Genomic DNA, 19182 nt, shown 5'->3' on the forward strand with positions numbered 1-19182 from the left:
GTGATGTTAAGCTATTGTTTTATTAGAATAGTTTAACGCCACAACCTTTAAGTACCATGCGTGTGAGAAACTCAACGCCTTCCTCGTAGTCGCTTTCTTCCAACTTCTCTTTATCCATCATCATACTGCTTTGCATTGCATAATCGGCGTAAGCCTGAGTAGACGACCAAATCATAAATAGCAGGTGCTCTGGGTTGATGGGATCCATCCACTGCTTGGCGATCCATTCCCTAAATACCTGACAGGTTTTATCAAACTGTTGTTTTAGCTCGGTGGCTAATTGCTCACGCAAGTAAGGCGCACCATGCAGGATTTCGGCAGCAAATATTCGAGAGGCATTTGGGTGCTCTTTAGATAGCGTCATTTTTTGCAATATGTATTGGCGTAGCGCCAGCTTGGGGTGGTTATCGGCTGTCATCTCATCCATGTGGCTCATCCAAACCACCAGCAGTTGGCTTAAAACACCCTTATATAAGGCTTCTTTAGTTTTGAAGTAATAGAGCACATTTGCTTTGGGTAAGTTAGCTTCGGCTGCGATGGCTGCAATGGTAGTAGCGCTATAGCCATTTTGAGCAAATAGCTTTTCTGCTACCTCTAAGATTTGCTTCAAGTTGTCTTTGCGAATATCGGCGAGCTTACGGCGTTTTGCTTTGCCTGGCGGCGGAGTTTTCATACTAATTAGTTTCTCAATGTAAGAGCACTTATTGCACTATTATGTAGCTGTTTGCCTTTAAAGTGAGCAAGTAGCCTAACTAAAGCATACCGTGTAATTGCAGCAGTTGTAATAGTGCTAAGTTATTTTTAGCTGGAAAGTGACTTAATTATCCATAAAAAACAAATGGATATGATGATATTGATTGTTTCAAAGTGATCTTCTGACCGCGCGGTCAGGAGGTGGCATGGGCTTTGCCTTATTTTTATACAACTAGAGATGCACGTCTCAGTAATAAAAAAGATAAGGAGATCCCATGGTGATGAGTATGGAGAAGCCGCAAGGCTATTCGCAACAGCAGCTAGCGCTTGATCAAATGTTCAAGGACATTAACCCTGCGTTAAGTGCCCGCCAAGCCGGAATAGAAAGTTCGCGTTGTTATTATTGCTACGACGCGCCTTGCATAACCGCTTGCCCTTCAAAAATTAACATTCCTAGTTTTATTGCCAGTATTCATGCTGATGACTTAACTGGCGCAGCCAAAACCATTTACCAAGAAAACATAATGGGTGGCAGCTGTGCGCGGGTGTGTCCAACGGAAATACTGTGTGAACAAGCATGTGTTCGAAACAAAGAACAAGAACAGGCTCCGGTGAAGATTGGCCTATTGCAACGTCATGCGACAGACAATGCAGTATTTGTTGGTCATCCCTTTAAGCGTGAAGCTGCCACTGGAAAAACCGTAGCTGTTGTAGGTGCTGGGCCAGCCGGTTTAAGTTGTGCTCACCGTTTAGCGATGTTGGGTAATGATGTGGAAATTTTCGAAGCTGCATCCAAAGCGGGTGGCTTAAATGAGTATGGCATTGCCAAATATAAGCTCACCGACAACTTTGCCCAAAAAGAAGTGGATTTTATATTAAGCATCGGCGGTATTACCTTACATACCGAAACAGCTTTAGGAAAAGACATCAGCCTAGAGCAACTAAAAGACAAGTTTGATGCAGTGTTCTTGGCACTGGGCCTACAAGATGTGCAGTCATTAATGTTGGTGAACGAAGTTCATCCTCAAGTGATTAATGCTGTTGATTTTATTAGAGAGTTACGCCAAGCCAGTGACCTCAATCAACTCGATATCCCACCGGAAAGCGCAGTAGTTATTGGGGCGGGCAATACCGCAATAGACATGGCATGCCAGCTTAAACGTTTAGGCACCGAAGAAGTTACCTTAGTTTATCGCCGTGGTGAAGAGCAAATGAGCGCCACCAAACACGAACAACAAATTGCTAAAAATCATCAGGTGAGAATAAAAACCTGGGCCAAGCCCGAGAAGATTAACCTCGACCATGATGGCGTGCTACGCAGTATGACCTTTAGGAAAACCTATAGTGAAGACGGGCAATTAAAAGATAGCGAGCAAACCTTTGATATTGCTTGCTCTGCTGTATTCAAAGCGGTGGGGCAAAAATTTGCTTACCCCGAAAAAGAGCAGCTAATTCCCACCCTAAGTAACGGTAAAATCACTACCGTAGGCCAGCAGGTTACTAGCCTTGATGGCGTGTTTGCTGGTGGCGACTGCACCGCAGAGGGACAAGATCTTACTGTTGAAGCTGTTCAGCAAGGCAAGTTAGCTGCCTTAGCTATTCATCAACATATTAATTCGGTAGAGGTGTGAAATTATGGCTGACTTATCAATAGAATTTGCAGGAATTAAATCTCCAAACCCATTTTGGCTAGCGTCTGCTCCGCCAACAGACAAGGCTTACAATGTGGAACGAGCCTATGAAGCCGGCTGGGGTGGGGTGGTGTGGAAAACACTAGGCGAAGATCCTGCAGCGGTAAATGTATCATCTCGTTATTCGGCGATTTATGACCACAATGGCGAAGTGGCTGGCTTTAACAACATCGAGTTAATTACCGATCGCAGCTTAGAAGTTAACTTACGTGAAATTGAAGCGGTTAAAAAAAGCTGGCCAGATAGGGCGCTAGTAGTATCGCTGATGGTGCCTTGTGAAGAAGAAGCCTGGAAGAAAATTGTAAAACAAGTTGAGCAAACAGGAGCCGATGGTTTAGAGCTTAACTTTGGTTGTCCTCATGGGATGCCCGAGCGAGGCATGGGCGCAGCGGTAGGACAAGTGCCAGAGTACGTAGAAATGGTGACTCGCTGGTGCAAAATCTACAGTAGCATGCCGGTTATCGTAAAACTCACACCTAACATTACCGATATTCGTTTTTCTGCTCAGGCGGCAAAACGAGGTGGCGCCGACGCGGTATCGCTGATTAACACTATTAACTCAATTACTGGTATTGATTTGGACCAAATGGCCGCCAGACCGATTGTAGATGGTAAGAGTACTCATGGTGGCTATTGTGGCCCAGCAGTTAAACCGATTGCCTTAAACATGGTGAGCGAAATTGCTCGTGATCCGGAAACCGCGGGCTTACCCATCTCGGGGATTGGTGGTATCGGTAATTGGCGCGATGCAGCAGAGTTTATTTCTTTGGGGTCGGGCTCGGTGCAAGTGTGTACCGCGGCGATGATCTACGGATTTAGAATTGTTGAAGAGATGAAGTCGGGCTTATCTAATTGGATGGACAGCAAGGGTTATGAAAAAATCACTGACTTTCAAGGCCTAGCAGTTCCTAATACTACCGATTGGAAGTACCTCAATATGAACTACAAAGTTGTAGCCGATATTGACGAAGACAAATGTATTGGCTGCGGCCGCTGCTATATTGCCTGTGAAGATACCTCTCACCAAGCCATCAATAAAACAGAGCGCGCCGATGGCAGTGTTGCGTTTGAAGTAATTGAAGATAAATGCGTAGGCTGTAACCTTTGCCAAATCACCTGCCCAGTTGAGCAGTGTATTAAGATGGAGCAAAAGGAGGCCGAGAAGCCTTACATGAACTGGACGCAAGACCCGCGTAACCCTTATAAAGATGCTTCATAACGGCCTTAGTTTCAGCGCATAACTACTAGCCTCCAGAACTTTTGGAGGCTTGTTTCTAGATAGCTAACTTGAGGGCTGCTGAAGGGAGATAAAGCGGCCGAAGCCGCAATTAACAACTATGAACCTAATGCCGCTAAACCTTGCTCGGTTTGCTCCATAGCATTTAATCCCCAGTCAACGACTGCCTCGGCGGGCTCAATATCGTAGAGATTTTGGCCGCTGGCGTGGTTAAGTATTTTCGCCGCACGCCAAGTGGCTAAGCTTAATTGCGGCTCGGCAATGCCGTGGCTATGAATGCCAGCATTAACCATGTAAATGTGGTTGCGATTTGCACCAGGCCATTTCACGCTAAAGTCTGGGCATAGCTCGGGCAGGCCTTGCGGATTAAGTGGGATTTGCTTGGCAAGTTCACTTAAGCATGCCGGCAGAGCACGGCTATAACCGGTGCACAAAATCACTACATCGGCGTTTATTTGAGTATTGTCGTGGGTAAGACCGTGTTCCAAATGCAGCTTATAACCAAGCTCTGAATGTGCCATAGACATAAGGGTACGATTGGGTTGAATAGACCACCAACTCGGTTTATTGAGTACAAAACGGTCGTGGTATAAGCGTTGATAAATGCCTTGTAGGCAATCATTGGTGATGCCATCGCTGGTTAGCTTCTGTCGCGATACTTCACTGTTCTTGGTTTGCTGTGCCAGTTGGTAAAAACCATCTACGTAATCTGGCATGAAGTACTGGTCAGTAAAGCAGCTTTCATCTAAGGCTTCTATGTTAGAGCGGCGCGATATCCAATTAATCTCTTTAACCTCACCAAAGGTATTGTCGAAGATGTGTTGGAATACGTCTGCACCAGTTTGTCCGCCACCAATTACAGCTACTCGTTTACCGCATAAATTGGGTTTTCTTAGCGCTAATTCACTGGCATGAAAACAGCTGTTGCTTATGTGTGGTTCGCAAAACGCTGGTACTTGCGGTTGCATGCCAGTGCCTACTACCAAGTGTTTACTTTGATAACACTGATTGTCAGTCTCGATACTAAAAAGGTCACCATCAAACTCGATTGACTGAACGTTTTGGTCAAATCGGGTATTAGCCAAACTGTGGGCCGCCCAGCTTAAGTAGTGGGAAAATTCTAAACGCGATATTACCGATTGGCCGGAAGCAATAAATGGATAGAGTTTATGCTGCTCCACCAAGTAGTTTAAAAAACTATAGGGGTTGGTTGGGTCTATACCAGTAACTAAATCTTTTAAGTAAGAGGTTTGCATTTTTGCGTCGTTAAGCAACAAACCAGGGTGCCACGCAAACTCCTTCTTTCGTTCCAAAAATAGAGTGGAAAGGGCCGATTTAGTGCTGGCAAGCGCGGCAATACTAAGGTTAAAGGGGCCAATACCAACGCCTAATAGATCTACTTTTTGAGTGTTCATATTACTATCCCTAAATCGCATATTGTGTGAAAAAACGTTCGCGGTCACACTGTAATAGAGCCGCTCGCTTGTGAGGAAAATCAAACTCGAATTGCTTTTCTAAACCTAGTCTTTCGGTAATGCTAACTACGCGGTGATTATCGGCACGCGGCTCGCCCATGATTCGTTGGGTGTTGGGCTCATCTAAAAAGCAGTACTGCAAAATGGCCGAGCCCCATGTATCAAAGTACACGCCGCCTCTAAAGCTAAAATTGCCTACCAGTATGTGTACTCCTCGATCGTGACCTTGGCATTGATAATGCGGACCTAACCTGTCTTCTGGCGTCCAATACACCTCAAAATAACCAAAGGGAATGCCGTCAAATTCACCAATTACGGCGTATTGATGGGCGTCATCTTCCATTTTGCTTAGGTACTTAGTGTGGCTTTGAAGGCTGCCTTCTAACTCCCATACCGGTGAGATAATGGGGTGGTTGTGCCAGCGGTTAAAGCAGCTTAAATCTCGCTGTTTGTCTATCACCCTAAAGGTGACTTGTCGCTTAAGGTGATAAAAATAGCGGGTAAATACTTGCCCGGTTGGTTTGTTGGGGCGAGTAGGATGCTTTATGCCGTTAGTGGCCACTAAGGTTTGCGGCTGATGCGCTGCTTGCGGCTCTCGCCATAGTGGCGCAGTTTGCAAAAACTGACTTAAACTCAAAGCCTTATATTGAGACTTCGCAACTAATGCTTTGGCTGCTTTGGGGTAGTAGTTACTTTGTAAGGCTGCTACGTTAAGTTGGAACAAGCCATGTTCAGCTGCGCTCCACCATAGTAAGTCATCGGTTTTATGAATCGCATTTAGCTGCGCATCATCTTCTTCAAAACTGAGTTGGCACCAATCACCTACTTTTTCTATTAATCCTTGGCTTAGGCTTGTCCCGTTCTCTCGAATCTCGAACTTAATGGCATTATCCGAGATGCGTTCATCTGCGAAACAAAGGGTTCGGCCTCCGGCTAAGCTTTTAAAGCTTAATTGCTCAGCTTTTTGCTGTTTAAAAGGATTGGAAATAGAGCAATAAATCTGGCTCGGGTCAGCTAATGTGGCCTCGTTATGGTCGGCTAAAAAGCAATAGAAATTGCGCTTCCAGTGAAGGTTTGATGAGTTGAGTAAATAGCTGAAAAAAGAGTTATCTTTCGGGTTTCTGGCGCTAAGCTCACTAATTTTGTCGCGACATAAATCCCACAGTTTGGTTTCGTTAATTAGCTCGTCCGCTCCGATGGCAGCTATGGTGTTGAGTAAGGTATTGCCTATCAAATAATAAGCGTGATAAGGATTAACCTGCTCGGCTTCCATAAAGTACTCTGGTGCGCCATCGCTAAGTTGCTCTTTGAATAATGCTAATGCTTGGCTGGTTAAGCCTATACCTTGGCAATCTCTAAAGGCTGAGCCTGACGGTAAATTATCTTCAATTTTGACCAAGATATTTTGCTGGTGGGCCAGCAAAACAAAGCCATAATCTGAACGTGCGATACACAGTGGCTTGATTACATTATCCCAAAAGGTCGACATCCAACGCAGTGCAGCGTGCTCAAAACACAGTTGCTGTTGCTGGGCATAGCGCTTAATCCAGCTAACTATTTGCGGCTCGGTTTGGCTGGCGTTTACTTGGTTTATGCTAGCTAAACAATACACATTGGCTGCGTTTAACTGGCTTTTCTCTTGATTGGATTTATGGAAGGGATTTTCTCTAAAACTAATGAGTGGAAGATCTAACACCTCTCCATCTATGTCGTTAATGCTGGCCCAAAGCGGCTCTTCGATAAAGTAGCTGTTTGGCAAGCGTTGGCGTAACTCTGATCCGTTCTCACTGTTAAGTAGTTGAGAAAATTGAATGCCTCGTTTGGCTTCTTTGCTGCTTAATAGGCGTAAAGAATTGGTGAGCTTAACCGGTAATGAAACCTTTAACATCCAAGCTTGTTGTGGATGATAAATCGCACGGCTAGACGAGGTAGCTGTCCAGCCAGGTGAGCTTAGCGCTAAGTCTTTTACCACTTCGTTCAGGCTTAAAGCCTGCTGGCTTTCTCGCCAAGCTTTAGCTTGCAAGGGGTGCATTGGAAACGGCACCCATTGTTTATCGATAAATTGAATATCGCTCGGCTCTTTGGCGATCTTAACGCTGTTGCTATACAGTTGCTTGAGCTTTTCGCTTAGGTCGCCAACTTCACTTTCGCCTGCTAAGTGCGAGCTATGTACCGCAAACCATTCTATCGAGAATTGGCCAGCAAACTCTGGCAAATATTGGGTTTTCTCTTGCTGGTTAAGCGGCTCGCAGCTTTTACCTGCAGGGTGCATGCTGTGGCCACCAGTTAAACTTTGCTCCGACATGATAAATTGGTCTAGCGTGAGCGTAGAGCGCTCTGCTCGTGCCTGCTCGGCGCTGTTTATGTAGCAATTAGAATCTTGCACCCGCTGTAAAAATAAGGCTTTTTTGTCTTCGCTTAACTCAGGGTAAAGTGCATTTACAACCAGCGTAGTAGCTTGCTTAAAGCTTATTGGGCTTTGGCTTTGCGCCTCATGCAAAATGATTTCGCCGCTATAACGGTGGCGCCAGCTGGGCGATACGTAACGTAGCTTTAACTCCAAGCTGGCCTTAGTAGAAAGAGGAAGAAAGACCGACTCTCCCTCGAGATGTTTGTTGGCGGTTTCAGCCAAAAGGCTATTGAAAAAAGCCTGCTGACAAAGTGCATGGGTACTCATTTTAGTCGCTCCTGATTGGCTGATTTAGTTTCTCCCCAAGGGCTTACGTTTGCCGCGCCAAGCCACTCGAAGCTGTGGTCGCTCACATTGGAGCGGGCTTTTTCTCTTTTACTTATTGGGCTACCTAACACCAAAAAACCTACTGGTTGGTGCTTATTTTGTAGGCCCAATAATTGGCGCACATTAGGTAGCTCGACCGCATCAGTGCTATACCAAACTCCGCCAAACCCCAAAGCGTCTGCAGCTAACAAAATCATTTGGCACGCGGCTGCTGCAGAGAACACTTGGTCTTGTTTGGAGATGGGGCTAGGCTCGTTTATTTCGGCTGATACCAATACGATGCTGGGGGCTTGTTTTAAGTAGCTAGCAAGGCGTTTCGCTCGCTGTGGTTCTAGCTCACTATTGCTTTGTTGCCATGCGGTTTGTAGCAAGCTAATTAGCTCTTCAATGCGTGTTTGCTTAATCACTAAAAAGTGCCATGGCTTTAGCTTTCCGTGGTCGGGAGTGCTCATGGCCGCTTGTAATATATCGGTCATTTGCTGGGTATTAGGCGCCGGCAAAGACAGCTCATGAACGTGGTAAGACACACGTTGATTGAGAAATTGTTGGAGTGTATTCACACGCGATTCCTGTAGCTAAGAAGCAAGAGTAAAATGAAGTAGATGGAGCCGATAACCGATACCATAAGGCCAGCGGGTATTTCGTTAGGCGCCATTAATTCGCGGCCTAAGCGGTCGGCCCATATCAATAAAATGGCACCAGTAATGCCCGATGCAGGTAATAGATGCTGGTGGCGATATAAACCTAAAAGCCGCGCACAGTGCGGTGCTAACAAGCCGATAAAGCTAATCGCCCCAATACTGGATACACAAATAGCAGTGAGAACCGCCGAAATAGCCAATAACAAATAACGTTGGCGCTGTAACGCCAGGCCTAAGGTTTTAGGAATAACTTCGCCAAGCGGCATTAAATCTAACTGCCTTAATAGCGGGATGATGGCAACCAAGCAAAGTGCGATAACCGAAGCTATTGGGATAATTCGATCAAAGGTTGCCCCGTAGGTGGTACCCGCTAACCACATCATGGTGACCGAGGCGGTGGAGCTGCCAAAGGTGAGTAAAATCTGGGTGGCGGTGCCAGCAAAAGCAGTAATTACAATGCCAAATAAGGCTAGCTGGGCAACACTGAGTTGCTGTTTTAAGCCCCAAGAGAGTAAGCCAATCACCAAGCTTCCACCTACTAATGCGGCGAGGGTTAACTGCCATTGATTTGCAGCTGGAAAGTACACCAATACCACGGCAATCAGTAATACTGCCACCGCACTTACACCCGAAATATCTGGGCTGGCCATGGGGTTTTTAAATAAGGTTTGCAGCAAAGTACCTGCGCAGGCTAAGCCAAAACCACCTAAACCCGCCAACAGCACCCGCTGATTCACCCATATTGCGCCTACATCTTGTGGGCTGCGCAAACAAAAAAACAAACTTAAACCAAGCAGAGCACAAAGCGAAGCCAGTACCACGCGAGGTCGGGCATTAATGATTGGTGTTAAGCCGATGTTTTGGCTTTCCACGGCTGCAAGTGCTTTACCCGAGCGTTGAAAGAGCAGGAATACAAAGTAAGGCGCGCCAAGCAAGGCAGTAAAAGCGCCAGTTGGTAAGCGATACCCCAGAAACAGTAAGCTGCGCGAGCACCACTCTGCGGCTAATACTAAGGCTGCACCAATAATAACGGTGACTAACCATTGTAAAGCGACATTATTGTTTTCGCCCTTAGCGAGTCTTAATACCAAGCGAGTAAGGTGAGGCGCCATTAAGCCCACAAAGCCAATCATGCCAACGATTGATGTGGCTAACGCAGCTTGGCCAATGGCGAGCAGCAAAATAGTCCATCGCCAAGGTTTAACTGCTAAACCCAAGGCTGCGGCATTGGTATCGCCTAATAAAAATAGCGCCAGCTTAGGCAAGACCAAGAGGCTTAAGGCCAAAAATGCCAGCATGGGGAGCGCTGTTTGTTTTAGTACTTCTGGGTTGGTTTGCAGTACTTGGCCGCTGCCCCACAAAAACAAGCCATCGGTTTGATTTTCGAAGTACAGCATAAATAATGAAGATAGCGCGCCAGCGCTTAAACCCAGCGCCATGCCAATTAATACTACTGGCAGTTTGCCGCCTCCAATTAGCTGGCTAACCGCTAATACCGCCAAAGACAGCAACAGGCCACCAACTAAGGCACCCACCCATACTAGTTGTAGATTAGCCTCTGGCACAATTACCCGCACTAGCACTGCTCCAAGCAGCGCACCAGCGGCAATTCCTAAAGTAGATGGGGAGGCAAAGTCGTTATCTAAGCTGTTTTGAATTAAAAAACCGGAGCTTGCCAGCAGTCCGCCAGTGCATAAAGCCATTAGCGCGGTAGGTAGCCAAATGTTAGTCAGCATTGCGTCTGCCAAACCAACCGGTGCAATGGCGGGGCGGCTAAAATAGTATGCGCTTAGCAGTAACAGTAGCAAACCTAGGCTTGAAGAAAGAGATTTAACCACCTTGTTGCTCCTGCCAATCTAGTAGTGAATTAGCAAAGGATTCAGCCATTTTTATCGACGACAGTGGCCCACCAAAACTAAATAAAGGTTCAACTTCCGAAAACTGGTTCTGCTCAACAAAAGGCAATAAAGGCCACACCGGTGAATGCATCATGCGCTCGCCGTCTACTTGGTTACCCGCAAGCAGCAAATGGCTGTTGCTTAGCTTTGGCAGCTGCTCAAGTTGCAGGTGGATAAAATCTTTACCCGGCAAACCTTGCTGCCAAACATAATTGAGCCCTAGCTGCTGGCTTATCGCCCCTGCCAGGCTTTTATCGGTGAATACTCTTAAGCCGTAACCCATGCCAACAAACTTGGCGTAAGCAATTGGTTTATTGCTTAAACCTTGGTCTGCAAGTTGCTGTTTTAGCTCGGCTAAGCGCCGGTTCAAACGCTGTAAAGTTGCATCGGCGAGTTCAGTTTTATTCACTAACTTAGCAATGCCACTAAATACCTTTTGCGACTGCTCAAAGTAACTAAAGTCAGTTTGCTTAGCTGAGGGAAATTGCTGGTAAAGCAAAGTAGGAGCTATGTGCTCTAAGGCGTCTAAAATTCGGCGATGGCGAAATTCATAACCGATAATTAAGTCGGGCTTTAACCTCGCGATAGTGGCCAGATCTGGCTCTTGGCGACGGCCTATTTCAGTGACCGAGTCGGGCAGTGCAGGGTGGTTGGTTTGCCACTTTTTGTAACCTTTGGTTAAGGTCACTCCCACTGGCACAATATCTAAGCTCAGCAGCATTTCCGCTGCTGACCAATTAAGTGCCACTACCCGCACAGCAGGCTGCTCAAGGCTAACGCAATTGCTTAAACATACTCGCTGGCCCGCGGCATGAGCCGCTGTTGTGCTTAGTAAGGTTATGGCTAAAAACATGAGGCGAGTTGCTAGCAGGATCATTGCTGTTCCTCTGGCCATAGTATTTGTTGTTGCCCTAGTTGGTGGCTGGTAACCGGTGTTTGGTAAACTTCGCTTACGTCCTTGGCGTTAATCACCTGTTTTGCCTCACCACTATTCACAATGAGGCCATGATTTATCAAAATGGCTTGGTCGCTAAACTGCGCGGCTTGGTTTAAATCGTGGAGTACCCATACTATGGTTTTGTGGTATTTCTGGTTCAAGCGTCGAACAATTTTAAGCAGGCTCAATTGGTGAGAGATATCTAGCCAAGAGGTAGGTTCATCCAACATTAATACTTCGGTATCTTGGGCAAGTACCATCGCTAACCAAACACGCTGTAATTCGCCACCCGATAAATCGGTAAGCAATTGCCGAGCATAATGTTTAACCCCAGTTTCTTGCATCGCCCAATCAATGATTTCCTTATCTTTGCTAGAGATATTTTTGTACCAAGGGCGGTGAGGGTGACGACCAAAACACACTAAGTCGGCCACATTTAAGGTAGCAGGCACGGGGTTGCGTTGTGGTAACAAGGCTAGCTTTTTAGCTAGCTGAGCACGGCTATAGCTTGGTAAAGCTTGGCCAGCAAATTCCACATGCCCACTGGAAGGGGCTTGCAAGCCACAAAGCACCGACAAAAGGGTGCTTTTGCCTGAGCCGTTAGGACCAATCAGCGCGGTAACCGCGCCTTGCTGTATCGTTCCACTCATATTTTTGAGAATGGTATTTCCCCCCAGTTGGAGGGAAATATTATTAAAAGTAAACAAGCGCTATCCCCTAGAATTCAGCGGTGTAGCTAAGTGCGTAGGTTCTGCCTTGGCCTTTAAAGCTAAACAATTCTGGTGCCGAAATGCTGCTGTAAAGGATCTGCGCGCGTTGTGACCATAGGGTTTCGTAGTCTTTGTTGAAGAGGTTTTGAATACCAAAGTTAAGTTGGCCAACCGGCAAGGCGTAGTAAGCGCTTAAGTTAGCTAACGAATAACCCTTAAGCTCTCCGCCGTTGTCATCGCTGTAGTCAGCCAGCGTTTGCCATTGCAGTTCGGCGCCATAGTTAAAGTTGTCGTAACCACCGCGCAGTACGGCATTAGATGGGCTGGTTTCTTCGGCTGCTAGTGCGCTCCAAGAGCCGTCTGATTTAGTTTGGCTTTTGATTAAATGCGCTTGTACACCGCCGTACCAGTTTTCGGTGAACAGGTAGTTGGCTTGTCCTTCTAGTCCGTAGATGCGTCGTTCATCGTCGTTCACTACTACTGCTAGGTTGCTACGATCGTAAGAGGTGGTCTTATCCGACAATGAATAGTAAGCCGCTAATTGCACATCGTAGTTTTGTTGGGCGGTACGCCAACCTAGTTCGAGTGAGTTAGTTTTAACCCCTTCAAGGCGGTTATCGGCAACGTTAATGCTGTCAACCAAGCTTGGGCCGTCTCCATAGGTGCCACTGTAAGTACCATTGCCGTAGTATTTGGCTGGGTCTGGTAAGTTGAAACCTTGGCTAAAGTTGGCCCAAAGTTGCTGTTGGTCGTTAATTCGATAAATTGCACCTAGGTTAAACAGCAGCTCGTTGTAGTCGGTTTTGCCGCCTTTAATAGCATCAGGTGCAATTGCGCCGTAAGCGCCAATGCCTGCTAAGTGTTGTTGCAATACGCCTACGTTGTCGCCTACTTCATGCTCTATGTATTGGTAACGTAGGCCGCCAGATACACTCCAATCTTGGTTGATGTCCCAGTTCGCTTGGCCAAAAGCCGACAGCTTCTGGGTATCAATATCTGGGTAGCGCTGCAGGGTTTGTACTTGCTTAAAGTTCATGCCGCCAGAGGCTAGCGCGGTGTTGGTATCAAAGATTTTTTGCTTGGCAGAAAAAGACTCAGACTCGGCATCAATACCGTAGCTAATTTCCAGGCTATCAAAGTCTTTAGTGAACAGCAGTTTTGCGCCAAGTACATCGGTTTCTTGTAATGACGCGCCGTATAAGGGGTAACTATTACCGGGTAGCGGCGAACCAGTTACTTGATAAATCGATGGGAAGGGATAAAACTGCATCGACTCGCTGCGGTAATACGCCTGGGCCAGCATGGTTTGATTTAACAGGTTGTTGTGTCGGTATTGCGCATTTACTAGCACACGCTCGGTGGCGGGTTGCTCCTCTAGTTGCAGGCCTTTTTGAATGCTAATTAGTTCTGGTGCACCAAAAATACCGGCTAAGTTAGGGCCTAAATAAGTGCCGTACTCTGTATCTTGTTCGCTGTTGTAGTATTGGCCTGTAAGCGATAATAGCTGTTCGCTGGTGGGTTCAAATTCAAGATTACCCATGATATCGATGCTTTGATTAAATTGCAGATCGGTTTGGGTGATGTCTGGCAAAATCATTTGGCCATTGGCGTCGTAGGATGCGCCCCGCCCTTCGTAGGCTGCAGACAGTCTTCCTCGTAGTTTTTCGCTACCACCAGATACTGCTAACGCTAGGTTCTTGTTGAGATCCTCGCTGCTATTAAAACCAGAAGAACCGCCAACTCTTAGCTCAACTTTTGTTTCATCAGGCGTCGCTTTTTTGGTGATGATGTTGATAATACCGCCGGCTGCGCCTGCGCCATATATCGATGTAGCGCCCGATAGCACTTCTACGTGAGCAATATTGAATGGGTCTATGCTGTCTAACTGGCGGCTAATTGCGCGGGTTGAGTTAAGCGATACGCCATCAATCATTACCAGCGCAGAGCGGCCACGCAGATTTTGGCCAAAGTTGGTGCGTCCTTCGTTACCAAAATCAAAGCTAGGGATAAGGCGACCTAAGGCGGTTTTTAAGTCGGCACCGGTGTTTATTTCGCGGTTTAACTGGTCTTGCTCAATCACCCACATGGTGGCTGCGATATCTGAGATTGAGGTATCCACCCGGTTAGCAGTGACCACCACCGTTTCCAAGGTATTGGCTGCATGGCCACAACTGGCAAACAGCACGAGTGCTAGTGGTGTTAATTTGGTGCTTAAAGTGTTTAGTTTGTTCATTATCTTCCTTGAACCTTAGTTATTGTTGTTACGTAAGAGTTGCTTGCAGTTGAGCTTGTCGGTTTAGGTGAACGATCAATCCGATCATTGCCAAACTGAACAACCAAATTGGGGTGAGCAGGGGGATGCTCAGCAATAAACTGATACTCGCTACTGCGGTACCTAGCAGGTAGCCAGCGGTGTGAGCCCTGGCCAAATAGGCACTTCGTTTTGCTCTAAACGAAAGTGATGGATTGGCTTGGTAGGCTTGTTGGCTATACCAACTTGGCAGGCCTGAAATAGCAAAAGCCAAGAGGGCTAATGCCAGCAATAACAGCCACCAAGTGGCTACCGAGAGGCTAAGTAGCATGGCGCCGCTACCAAGAAATAGTAAAAAAATGCCGGGAATAAGCCGCGCGTAGCGGGAGATTACAGGCAGTAAGAAGAACTGATAAACAATCAGTGCCGAGCTTAAATACAGCAGTAGAGAGGCATATACCTTGCTGGCTTGTTCACCCTGATAACCAAAGTTAAATAGCTGGGGAAGAACATAATATTGAACAATGCTAACCAGTGAAGTGGTTAGCACCGCCAAGCTTAAAATACTTTTAAAATGCCAAGACTTAGATGAGGTTATAGCGTGATTTTGGGTTTGCTGTTGCTTAGCGCTAGACCACGGCGGGGTGGTGCTAAGGCTATATAACAAGGCAGGTAAAACCAGCACAATAGGGCTAAACATAAGCCAATTTGTGGCCAGAGGAAGTAAGGCCAAGCTAGGCCCTAATAACCTGCCAATGGTGATGGCACCGCTGGTTTTGGCCAGTTGCCCAAGGTTAGTTTTGTTTACCACGCTAAGGTGGCAGTGAGCCAAAATAACAAAAGCGCTGCTAAATACACCCAACAACAAACGGCTTGCACCAACCACTAGTAGCGAAGTTTGCTCGCTGGCAAAAAGGCTTAGCCAAAATAATACATTGGCTACCAAGAAGCCGCCCACAGCAATGCGTGTGCTAGTCCAAAGGCCTAATTGGCTAAGTCTATTTCCCCAAAATTTCACGCCAAACCAATAAGTGATTAGGTTCAGGTTTAAGATCAGGGTGACTAATCCTAAGTCTTTTTCGCTTTGGCTAAACCCGAGTAAGTTCGATAGTTCTGGCAAAAAAGCCAGCACCAAAGTTTGGTTTAAGCCCAAAAGAATGAGTAAGCAGCGATACAACAAAACTATAACTTAAATACAAATGATAATAATTTGCATTATCATTGTTTATTTTTGTGGCTCATGTCAATATATTGCTAACAAAAATAGCAACAAAAAATAAACTTAGTTTTACAAGGGGTTAGGATAAGTAATGTTCAATCAAGCTCAGTGGCAGTTGGCCAATATTCATTTGGTCGCAAAAATTTTGAGTGAATTACAGTTTGAAGAACGGCTTAAATTTAGCCTAGTGGCCGCTAGTAAACAGCAAGCTAAATCCTCGGATACTTTGCAATATGTTCTGGCTACGGCAAGTCGTAACTGGCGTTTTAACGCCAAGCAGACTATCTGGGGCATGTTTATTATTGAGCCATCAAGTATTGAATTAAGTGACGCAAGTGTCCCGCTTGCTAGTGAATTACTGTTGGATATTCAAAGCCAAATTCAGATTAGTGATATTAATTTGGCCGGGCTGTTAGAGGAGATACAACAAACCTTATACAGTGATGTGCTACGTTGGGAGCAGCAACAAAACATCAATGCGACCGATTTAGTATTGCTTAACGAAACCCAGCGACAAGTCTATTTAGACGCTCATCCTAAGGCCATTGCTAACAAAGGGCGTTTAGGCTGGGGTAGCCAAGAGCTTGCGAGCTATGCGCCAGAATCGGCAAGCGCAATTAAGCTGCATTACCTAGCCGTAGATAAAACGCTCTGCCAGGTAGGCTTTAAACCTGGCTTAAGCCAAGCAGCCCTACTTGAACAAACCTTGAGTGAGCAAGCATTTAGTTCTATGAATTCCAAACTGCCTAATGATTGGCAGAATACCCATTATGTTTTGGCAGTTCATCCATGGCAGTTTGAGCGCTTTATTCAGGTGCAATATGCGCAATACTTAGCCGAAGGCTCGATGATTTACTTGGGCGAAGTAGCCGGTTGCTGGCTAGCACAGCAATCTATTCGCACCCTAAGCAGCGACAACCCAGCCTTGGCTTTTGATGTGAAAACCGCCTTAACCATTCTTAATACTTCTTGTTATCGAGGGATCCCCGGGCAGTTTATTGCTCAGGGGCCACAGTTGTCTGAATGGTTAGCGGGGTTGAGCCAGCAAGACGCTTTGTTTGTAGAGCGCGGGCTGTATGTTCAACAAGAGGTGGCAGGCGTATTTTGCCCTCATCCTCAGCAGCAACAGTTGCAGGCGGGGGCTTACCGCTATAAAGAAATGTTGGGCTGTATATGGCGAGAGCGCGCAGAAGCAGTAATTCCACAGCAGCAGCGGCCGATGTCTATGGCCACTCTAATGCAGCAAGACAATGGGGGAGAAGCTGCGATTGTTGCGCTGATCAGCTTAGCTGAGATTAGTGCCGAAACGTGGCTGCGTAAGTTGTTTAAACACGTGGTAGTACCCCTATATCACTTAATGTGTCGCTATGGCGTAGCCTTGGTCGCCCACGGGCAAAACATTACCTTGGTACTGGATAAACACCAACCTGCAGGTTGCATTATTAAAGACTTTCATGGTGATTTGCGCTTAATTGACCAAGCATTTCCAGAGCTTGAAAGCCTAGATAGCGAAGTGAGAGCTAACTTAACTCGCTTGCCCGCTAACTATTTGATCCATGATTTGATTACTGGCCACTTTGTTACGGTGCTGCGCTTTGTTTCGCCTAAGTTGGTCAGTTTAGGTGTGAGTGAACAGCAGTTTTATAGCTGGCTTGCCCAAGAGCTTGCTAGTTATCAAGCTAGTCATCCAGAGCTAAAACAACGCTTTGAGTTGTTTGATATATTTAAACCAGAAATAGAAAAGATTTGTGTAAATCGGGTGCGATTTAAGATTGGGTATGGCGATAGTGATCAGCGGCCATTACCGGAAATTGGCGAGCCGATAGCAAATCCTCTGTGTTGCTCTATTAGCCCTGAGAATTGATTCTCAAGCTTTACTGGCATAATGCTTAAGGGCGAAGCTCGCTCTTAAGTGTTTGTTGATCTGAGGCTGGCTAAGCTGCAGAGACGTAATAGCCGCAAACCTTCCAATGACCGTTCTCAAACACCGGTGTCACGGTTTCTATCACCCTTGCGGTATGTTCAGCTTCTAGTTCGAATTCTATAATGACATAGTCTCCCACAGGAGCATGCGGTACTTTGCAAATGTGGTTGGTGCTTTTTAAGGTTCGGCAGGTGGTTTCTCCCACTTGCTGATTGACTAGTTTAATGCGTTTACTGAGCTCATCTAAGGAAATTTGTGAGCGAAAGTAGTCAGCTGTTGCCTTGTAGGCTTTTCCATAGTGGCTATTATCAATTAAATGTAACCAAGCTAAAGCTTCATTTACTGCTTCTATTTTTAACTCTTTGTTTATTTTCACCTTATTTCCTTACAAGGGCCTGTTGATCTTTGGTGTTGAAATTTTATTCAAGATAAGCGGGCTTTAATCGCGGCGAGCACTTTGAAACCTAGTGGGCTAAGTGAAAAGTGTTCAACGAAGAGTAAAGTTCGCTTATCTGAACCCTTCGGGTAGCATTTCTTAGCCATTTATCCAGCGTTAGCGAGTGATTATTAAGCCCACTTAACTTCACACTCACTGCCTTGCCTAAATGGTTAATAAATTGCTGTAAAAACCATCAGCAAAGATCAACAGGCCCTAAGTTGTTGCTTGGTTCTATTGGTTTTCTCCAATACGCCACAGCACTCCACTGGGATCGGTGAGGCAAAAATCACGCATTCCCCATGGTTGCTCACTGATTGGTGTGATGCTAAATGCCAATCCCGAGCCAGAGAGTTTGTCGCTAATGGTTTGATGCCAGTGTTCTAGGTCTTTAACCAGTAAATGCAACATCAAGTTGTCGCATAACTGCTTTTGGTAAAAGTTTTGCAGTAAAAAAGAACAATTTTGATGGTGGAAGTAGGCAACACCCTGCTCTTTTGAAGCCATGGTAAAACCAATGGTTTGGTAAAACTGGATGGAGGTTTCAAAATCCTTACTAGGTATAAATGCTTTTATTTCAATGGACTGTAGCGGCTTCATGGTTTTCCTTACTGCTAAGCAGGTCTAGCAGTTGTGGTTATTTAGTTAAGCTGCACTAAACATCTCTTGAGTTAAGTTTACCGAGCGACATAGTGATGGGATATCGGGCAGCAACAGGTTTGAGCCTACTTCTTCAATTAGGCCCTCGGTTTTAAGTTTTTTCATGGTTCTGGATAAGGTTTCTGGCGTCATGCCTAATTGAGATGCTAGCAGCTTTTTACTGCAAGGCAGGGCTATTCGGTTCTCTTTTACATACTGTTTCTTGTAGATCTCTGCCAGTTTCATCACTAAGCGCTGATTAGCATTTACCTGGGTTAAAATGTCGATAGTATTCATCAATTCGCCTATGCGGTTGCCCATAAAACCCAATATTCGTAGTGACAGCTCAGGGCATTGGTGAAGCGTACTAAAGACATGATCATAGGAGAAAGAGGAGAGAATGGAGTCTTGCTCTATACGAGCACTCATTGGGTATTTTCTTGGGCTTAAAAATAACGCAACTTCGGCAAAAATATCGCCGGCCATGAACACTTTAAACAGTTTTTCATCGCCATTAGGCATTAGTCGAAACAGTGATACTTTACCTTTTTCTATGCGATACATGTGGTTAGCTGACTGTCCTTGGCTAAATAACAGGTCGCCAGCTTTGCAATAAAGCTCTGTTCTTCCTTCAAGAAATAGCTGTTTTTCTTTGGTTTTTAATATGGATATCATCGACGCTGACATAACTAAA

15 protein-coding genes are annotated in these 19182 nt (G+C 45.9%); 3 read left to right on the forward strand and 12 right to left on the reverse strand.

Features of this window, described 5'->3' with window-relative positions; genetic code table 11:
* Positions 1-22: 22 nt before the first annotated feature.
* Positions 23-673, reverse strand: coding sequence for a TetR family transcriptional regulator C-terminal domain-containing protein (locus tag OAG1_RS04005; protein ID WP_016401611.1), 651 nt, complete (start codon positions 671-673; stop codon positions 23-25).
* A 295-nt stretch (positions 674-968) separates the two neighbouring features.
* Here OAG1_RS04005 and OAG1_RS04010 point away from each other — a divergent pair, with 295 nt between their 5' ends.
* Together OAG1_RS04010 and preA are read left to right on the forward strand one after the other, a co-directional pair.
* Positions 969-2324: an NAD(P)-dependent oxidoreductase gene (locus tag OAG1_RS04010; protein ID WP_221074688.1), complete on the forward strand. Its 1356-nt coding sequence runs from the start codon at positions 969-971 to the stop codon at positions 2322-2324.
* 4 nt (positions 2325-2328) lie between these two features.
* Positions 2329-3603 carry an NAD-dependent dihydropyrimidine dehydrogenase subunit PreA gene (gene preA / locus OAG1_RS04015; RefSeq protein WP_221074687.1) on the forward strand — a complete coding sequence of 425 codons (1275 nt, stop codon included), beginning with the start codon at positions 2329-2331 and terminating at the stop codon, positions 3601-3603.
* Between the two features lie 116 nt (positions 3604-3719).
* Here the strand turns inward: preA and OAG1_RS04020 are convergent, their stop codons facing one another.
* The 8 genes from OAG1_RS04020 to OAG1_RS04055 are packed head-to-tail and all read right to left on the reverse strand — an operon-like array spanning position 3720 to position 15390.
* Positions 3720-5036, reverse strand: a complete 1317-nt coding sequence (locus OAG1_RS04020; RefSeq protein WP_338624162.1) for a SidA/IucD/PvdA family monooxygenase — start codon at positions 5034-5036, stop codon at positions 3720-3722.
* 10 nt (positions 5037-5046) lie between these two features.
* On the reverse strand, positions 5047-7773 hold the full coding sequence (locus OAG1_RS04025; RefSeq protein WP_338624165.1) for a GNAT family N-acetyltransferase: 2727 nt from the start codon (positions 7771-7773) through the stop codon (positions 5047-5049).
* Entirely contained in the window at positions 7770-8393 is a 624-nt protein-coding gene (locus OAG1_RS04030) for a nitroreductase (RefSeq protein WP_338624167.1), read from the reverse strand. The genes OAG1_RS04025 and OAG1_RS04030 overlap by 4 nt, the downstream gene beginning before the upstream one ends.
* Entirely contained in the window at positions 8390-10312 is a 1923-nt protein-coding gene (locus tag OAG1_RS04035) for an iron ABC transporter permease (protein ID WP_338624169.1), read from the reverse strand. The genes OAG1_RS04030 and OAG1_RS04035 overlap by 4 nt, the downstream gene beginning before the upstream one ends.
* Positions 10305-11249, reverse strand: a complete 945-nt coding sequence (locus OAG1_RS04040) for an iron-siderophore ABC transporter substrate-binding protein (protein WP_338624171.1) — start codon at positions 11247-11249, stop codon at positions 10305-10307. Before OAG1_RS04040 ends, OAG1_RS04035 begins: the two co-directional genes overlap by 8 nt.
* Positions 11246-12016: an ABC transporter ATP-binding protein gene (locus OAG1_RS04045; RefSeq protein WP_338624174.1), complete on the reverse strand. Its 771-nt coding sequence runs from the start codon at positions 12014-12016 to the stop codon at positions 11246-11248. Before OAG1_RS04045 ends, OAG1_RS04040 begins: the two co-directional genes overlap by 4 nt.
* A 10-nt stretch (positions 12017-12026) precedes the next feature.
* Positions 12027-14252 carry a TonB-dependent siderophore receptor gene (locus tag OAG1_RS04050; RefSeq protein WP_338624177.1) on the reverse strand — a complete coding sequence of 742 codons (2226 nt, stop codon included), beginning with the start codon at positions 14250-14252 and terminating at the stop codon, positions 12027-12029.
* A 28-nt stretch (positions 14253-14280) separates the two neighbouring features.
* Positions 14281-15390: a hypothetical protein gene (locus tag OAG1_RS04055; protein WP_338624179.1), complete on the reverse strand. Its 1110-nt coding sequence runs from the start codon at positions 15388-15390 to the stop codon at positions 14281-14283.
* A gap of 190 nt (positions 15391-15580) precedes the next feature.
* On the opposite strand from OAG1_RS04055, the gene OAG1_RS04060 reads away from it, so the two are divergent.
* On the forward strand, positions 15581-17353 hold the full coding sequence (locus OAG1_RS04060; RefSeq protein WP_338624182.1) for an IucA/IucC family protein: 1773 nt from the start codon (positions 15581-15583) through the stop codon (positions 17351-17353).
* 70 nt (positions 17354-17423) lie between these two features.
* Here OAG1_RS04060 and OAG1_RS04065 read toward each other — a convergent pair whose 3' ends face one another.
* From OAG1_RS04065 to OAG1_RS04075, 3 genes are all read right to left on the reverse strand, one after another.
* Entirely contained in the window at positions 17424-17789 is a 366-nt protein-coding gene (locus tag OAG1_RS04065) for a DUF4019 domain-containing protein (protein ID WP_338624185.1), read from the reverse strand.
* Positions 17790-18083: 294 nt separating this feature from the next.
* Complete coding sequence (locus tag OAG1_RS04070) at positions 18084-18449, reverse strand: VOC family protein (RefSeq protein WP_338624187.1); 366 nt, start codon at positions 18447-18449, stop codon at positions 18084-18086.
* A 45-nt stretch (positions 18450-18494) separates the two neighbouring features.
* On the reverse strand, positions 18495-19175 hold the full coding sequence (locus OAG1_RS04075; protein ID WP_338624190.1) for a Crp/Fnr family transcriptional regulator: 681 nt from the start codon (positions 19173-19175) through the stop codon (positions 18495-18497).
* Positions 19176-19182 lie beyond the last annotated feature (7 nt).

It is taken from the genome of Agarivorans sp. OAG1 (genome assembly GCF_037076485.1).
GTDB lineage: Bacteria > Pseudomonadota > Gammaproteobacteria > Enterobacterales > Celerinatantimonadaceae > Agarivorans > Agarivorans albus.

Excerpts from the sequence above, each read along its gene's own strand:
- OAG1_RS04005 (WP_016401611.1), bottom strand. The coding sequence starts at position 673 with ATGAAAACTCCGCCGCCAGGCAAAGCAAAACGCCGTAAGCTCGCCGAT.
- OAG1_RS04010 (WP_221074688.1), top strand. The coding sequence starts at position 969 with ATGGTGATGAGTATGGAGAAGCCGCAAGGCTATTCGCAACAGCAGCTA.
- preA (WP_221074687.1), top strand. The coding sequence starts at position 2,329 with ATGGCTGACTTATCAATAGAATTTGCAGGAATTAAATCTCCAAACCCA.
- OAG1_RS04020 (WP_338624162.1), bottom strand. The coding sequence starts at position 5,036 with ATGAACACTCAAAAAGTAGATCTATTAGGCGTTGGTATTGGCCCCTTT.
- OAG1_RS04025 (WP_338624165.1), bottom strand. The coding sequence starts at position 7,773 with ATGAGTACCCATGCACTTTGTCAGCAGGCTTTTTTCAATAGCCTTTTG.
- OAG1_RS04040 (WP_338624171.1), bottom strand. The coding sequence starts at position 11,249 with ATGATCCTGCTAGCAACTCGCCTCATGTTTTTAGCCATAACCTTACTA.
- OAG1_RS04050 (WP_338624177.1), bottom strand. The coding sequence starts at position 14,252 with ATGAACAAACTAAACACTTTAAGCACCAAATTAACACCACTAGCACTC.
- OAG1_RS04060 (WP_338624182.1), top strand. The coding sequence starts at position 15,581 with ATGTTCAATCAAGCTCAGTGGCAGTTGGCCAATATTCATTTGGTCGCA.
- OAG1_RS04070 (WP_338624187.1), bottom strand. The coding sequence starts at position 18,449 with ATGAAGCCGCTACAGTCCATTGAAATAAAAGCATTTATACCTAGTAAG.
- OAG1_RS04075 (WP_338624190.1), bottom strand. The coding sequence starts at position 19,175 with ATGTCAGCGTCGATGATATCCATATTAAAAACCAAAGAAAAACAGCTA.